The sequence below is a fragment of the Curtobacterium luteum genome (assembly GCF_001475545.1).
Taxonomy (GTDB): Bacteria; Actinomycetota; Actinomycetes; order Actinomycetales; family Microbacteriaceae; genus Curtobacterium; species Curtobacterium luteum_A.
This window is the reverse complement of record NZ_LDQC01000085.1, coordinates 1-4,640: the sequence shown is the minus strand read 5'-3', so window position 1 is coordinate 4,640 and position 4,640 is coordinate 1. Positions and strand designations below refer to the sequence as shown.

Genomic DNA, 4,640 nt, shown 5'->3' with positions numbered 1-4,640 from the left:
CCACCGCGGGCACCCGGTAGCGCTCGGCCGTCGCCTTCGTCATGAAGACGCCGATCTGGATCGGCGGGTCCTGCTCGTCGAGGACCGCGGGGATCGTCGTCGTCGCGTCGGGGTGGTCGGGGTTCGGGGAGGTGGCGTCCTTCCAGCTGCGGTCGTGGAAGGTGTCGAGCCGGACCATGTCGTCGTGCACGTACTCGGGCCACAGCGAGACCGCCTTGCCGTCTGCGAGCGCCTGGCGGACCGTAGCGGACGGGCGGTGCCCGGTGAGCACGGCGTAGTCGTCGACGGTCCCGGTCAGGACGTGCGAGGTCCCGCCGCCGGGCTCGAGCCACGAGCTGCAGAACTCGGCGCCGCAGTCCTCGGGTCGCTCCCAGAGGTGGAGCTGGGTCAACGTGCTCGGTTCCTCGGACGGCTGGTCGTCGATGATGCCGAGCACCCGGATGCGGTCGTGGTCGAGCACGCGGGCGCTGACCTCGGCCGCCCGTGCCGTCACCGCGGCGTCGTAGCCCTGCGGGAAGGCCCTGGTGTCGAGTCGCTGGACGTCCGCCGTGGCCACCCCGACCGCGGTGCTGTACTGGTAGTCGCGCACGTACTGGGCGTGCTGCGACGCGTTCCACGTGATCACCACGGACGCGACGAACACGACGCTCATCACACTGGCGAGCACCGGGACCGTCCGCACCGGGTTCCGGCGTGCATCGCGTCCAGCCATGCGCGCGGCCAGGCCGAACCGGCTCGACACGCGCGCGACGAAGGCGAGCACCCACGGCGAGCAGATCGCGACCCCGAGCTGCACGAGGCACGGTCCGATCGCGACGCCGGCGCCGACGACCCACGCCCAGTGGTCCCGCTGGACGCTCTGCTCCGGCCGGTCGTTCAGGACCAGGACACCGATGCCGCACGCGAGGGTCGTGACGGCACCGACGACGATGAGGAGGGGCCCCCACACCCGGCGGCGGCGGGTGGTCGCACGGCTCGGGGTCTCCGGGCGGAGCGAACCGCGGAGGCCGGCCAGTACGTTCACCCGGGTGGCGGCGCGGGCGGCGGCGAGGGAGGACAGGACACCCGCGACGACGCCGGCCACGGCGATGCAGAGGAGCATCACCACGGGGACGTGCAGCCCGGGGAAGGCGTTCACGTTGCCGTCGTCGAGCAGGTGGAACGCGAGCGCCCCGATCCCCACGCCGATCGCCGTCCCGAGGACCGCCCCGACGGTCCCGAGCACGAGCCCGGACCCGGCGACGACCGACCGCACGACGCCACGCTCGGCACCGACGCTCGTCAGGATCGCGTACGAGCGGGCGTCGGCGCGGGTGCCGACGAGGAACGCGGCGCCGGCGAGCAGGCCGACCTCGAACAGGGCGAACACCCCGACGAGCCCCAGCCCGGCGATGTACCACCCGAGGCTCTGCGGACCCGACAAGCCGTCGACCCGTTCGTCCGGCGGGTCGAGGACGACCGGACGCGACTGCACGACGATGCCGTGGGCGTTCAGCCGCTCGATCTCCGACCAGGTCGGGGCGTCCGTCGGCAGGTACACCGTCACCGCGCCCGCCTCGGAGCGGCCCGTCGAGATCGGTGCGGCGTCCGCGGCGATGCTCCCCCACGGCAGGTAGACGGCCGTCTCGTCCGGGTCCTCGCCGAGGTCGCGCATCGTCCCGGTGATCGTGAACCGCTTCGTCACCGGGTCGGTCACGTCGACCGTGTCACCGATGTGCAGCCCGGTCTTCGCCAGCATCGCCGGCGTCATCATCGCCTCGTCGCGTGCCGTCGGAGCCGTGCCGTCGAGGACGTGCCAGTGCCCGTCGAGCACCGGGTCCCACGTGTCGCCGAGGGTCGCAGTGGTGCCGACCGGGCCGTGCGCACCCCGCAGCACGACGTCGGTGGTCGTCACCGGGATCGCGAGCGCACCCTTCGGCACGTACTCCGTGACGTCCGCGAAGGGGGTGTCGTCGTCGGCCTTCGCCGCGGGACTGTTCGTCTCGGTCTCGGTGGCGGTCCACTGCACCGGGTCCTGCCGCATGCCACGGGCGTCCGGCTGTTGGGTCGTCATCTGCGCCTGGGCGTGCCCGAGGTCGTACCGGAGCTGTTCGGCGGTCGTGGGCTGCGTCGAGGCGAACAGCACCGACACCCCCGCGAAGCCCATCGTCGGCAGGCCGATCAGCGCGACGATCAGCGCCGCACGTCCGGGCTTCGCGAACGCCGTCCGTCGGCCCAGCCGGAGTGCCGGCCGGAGCCGGATCACGAGCGGGTCCGGTCCGCGAGTGCCATCTCGACGCCCGAGTACACCGTCTCGTCGACGACCCGGCCGTCCCGGAGGAACACGATGCGGTCGGCCCAGGCGGCGTGTCGGGCGTCGTGCGTGACGAGGAGTGCCCCGGCGCCTGCGTCGACGTGCCGGCGGAGCATCCGGAGGACGACCTCGCCGGTCTGCGAGTCGAGCGCCCCGGTCGGTTCGTCGGCCAGGACCAGCCGGCGCTCGCCGACGACCCCGCGTGCGATCGCCACGCGCTGCTGCTGCCCGCCCGAGAGGTCGTCCGGGAAGGCGTCGGCCCGGTGGCCGAGCTCCACGTTGTCGAGTGCCAGCTGCGCGGCCCGACGCGCGCGCCCGGTCTTCCAGCCGTCGAGCTCGAGCGGCAGCGCGACGTTCTCGATCGCGGTCAGGGACGGGATGAGGTTGAAGTCCTGGAAGACGAAGCCCACGAGACGTCGACGCAGGGCGGCGAGCTCCTTGGCCGGACGGTCCGCGACCCATTCGCCGTCGATGCGGACCTCGCCGCTCGTCGGGGGCAGCAGGGTGCCGGCACAGGCCAGGAGCGTCGACTTCCCCGATCCCGAGGTACCCATCACAGCGACCATCTCCCCGCGGCGGATGGTCAGGTCGACACCGGCCAGGGCGGTCACCGCCTTCGCGCCGGAGCCGTACTGCACGCTCACCGCGTCGAGCTCCAGCAGCGGAGCAGCGGCGTTCACCGGGCACTCCGGACGGTCTCGTCGGCGGACGCGGACACGGACGTGCGGCGGTCGCTGGGTCGGTACCGGGAGACGCTCGACTCCACGTGGTCGAGCCATCGCACCTCGGCCTCGGCCTGGAACACCATCGACTCGAGCACGAGGGACCACGCGAGGTCTTCGGCGGGGTCGGCCGTGCGCTTCAACCGTGTGAGGTCCTGGAGGTTCCGGACGGCAGCGCCGCGCTGGACCTGCACGAGCCGTTCGACGTCCACGCCGGGCACCGTGACGGCCAGCGCGAACTTGATCGCGAGTTCGTCGCGGCCGCGCTTCGCCGGGACCGGTTCGCTGAACCACCGCGTCACGGCGTCCCGACCGGCGTCGGTGGCGGTGTAGACGACGTGACCGTCCTCGTCGGCGTCACCGCGCTCGACGAGCCCGTCGCGCTCGAGCCGGTCGAGGGTCGTGTAGACCTGACCGATGTTGAGCGGCCAGCTCCCGCCGGTGCGCTGCTCGAACTCCCCCCGGAGCTGGTACCCGTAGCCGGGCCCGTCCACCAGCAGCGCGAGCACGCCCATCCGTACGCTCATGACACTTCCCCTCATCCGGCCCGTCGCCGGGCATACCGAGTATGCCCATACCGGGTATGCATGCGCAAGTGATCCGGTGGCAGGGATCCACCGGACGACACGGATCGAACGTGCACTGGACGCCCCGGCCGCTGTCAGACCGGCTCCCTACCCTCGGACCGTGTCCCTCCGTTCCCGCAGCAGGAACCCCGGTCGCACGGCCGTCGTCGCCGTCGTCGGGGCCGCGCTCGTCGTCGGGGTCGTCGTCCTGCTCGCCCCGCGCGTGCTCGACGTGCTCGGGTCGCCCGGGTCCGCCATCGGGTCACTGCTGCCGTGGATGGGCGTCCTGCTCGTCCCCGTCGCCGGACTCGCACTCGGGACCCGGTCGAAGCGGCTCGCCGTCCTCTCCGTCGCCTACGCCGCAGCCTGGTCGGTCGCGGTGCTCCCCGGGGTGCTCGCGCCCGCGGCGACCGGCGAGCCCCAGCTCACCGTCGCCACGCAGAACCTCGAGGCCACCAACGAGGACCCGGCAGCGACCGCGGAGGCGATCGCCGCGCGGCACCCCGACGTCATCGCGCTCGAGGAACTCACCGCGGACTCCGGCGAGGCCGTGCAGACGGCGCTCGCCGATGCCTACCCGCACCACTACCGCGTCGGCTCCGTCGGGGTGTGGAGCCGGACGACGCTCAGCGACGGGGAGCCCTTGACGCTCGGACTCGGGTGGGCGCGGTCACTCCGGGTGACGGTCGACACCGCGATCGGCGACGTGCGGCTCTACGTGGTGCACGTGGACTCGTTGCGACTGGAGACGGAGGACGCTCGGCCGACGATGCTGCGGTCCCTCACCTCGGAGGTCCGCGACGACCCCGCCGAACGGCTCGTCGTCGCCGGCGACTTCAACGGCGGCGCATCGGACCCGCTCATGGCGCCGCTGCGGGCCGAGCTGTCCGAGGGCGGTGGGTTCGGGTTCACCTGGCCGGCGCAGATGCCCGTCGTGCGGCTCGACCACGTGTTCGTCCGCGGGCTCGGAACCGTCTCGACCAGCGTCCTGCCGGCGAACGGCAGCGACCACCGGGCCGTGCTCGCGCGCCTGCGCGCCGCGTGACGGACGGGAGGCCC

Annotated in this window: 4 protein-coding genes; 1 reads left to right on the top strand and 3 read right to left on the bottom strand. The window is 73.0% G+C overall.

The window, feature by feature from the left end:
* The 3 genes from NS184_RS14095 to NS184_RS14085 all read right to left on the bottom strand — a co-directional run.
* A partial coding sequence (locus tag NS184_RS14095) for an ABC transporter permease (RefSeq protein WP_058726743.1) occupies positions 1 to 2,245 on the bottom strand: 2,245 nt, incomplete at its 3' end.
* On the bottom strand, positions 2,242 to 2,973 hold the full coding sequence (locus tag NS184_RS14090; RefSeq protein WP_058726742.1) for an ABC transporter ATP-binding protein: 732 nt from the start codon (positions 2,971 to 2,973) through the stop codon (positions 2,242 to 2,244). The genes NS184_RS14090 and NS184_RS14095, both read right to left, overlap by 4 nt.
* The gene (locus NS184_RS14085) at positions 2,970 to 3,542 is read right to left on the bottom strand and encodes a PadR family transcriptional regulator (RefSeq protein WP_058726741.1); all 573 of its coding nucleotides are present in this window, start codon (positions 3,540 to 3,542) and stop codon (positions 2,970 to 2,972) included. The genes NS184_RS14090 and NS184_RS14085 overlap by 4 nt, the downstream gene beginning before the upstream one ends.
* A gap of 160 nt (positions 3,543 to 3,702) precedes the next feature.
* Here NS184_RS14085 and NS184_RS14080 point away from each other — a divergent pair, with 160 nt between their 5' ends.
* Positions 3,703 to 4,626 carry an endonuclease/exonuclease/phosphatase family protein gene (locus NS184_RS14080; protein ID WP_058726740.1) on the top strand — a complete coding sequence of 308 codons (924 nt, stop codon included), beginning with the start codon at positions 3,703 to 3,705 and terminating at the stop codon, positions 4,624 to 4,626.
* The last annotated feature ends 14 nt before the right edge of the window (positions 4,627 to 4,640 follow it).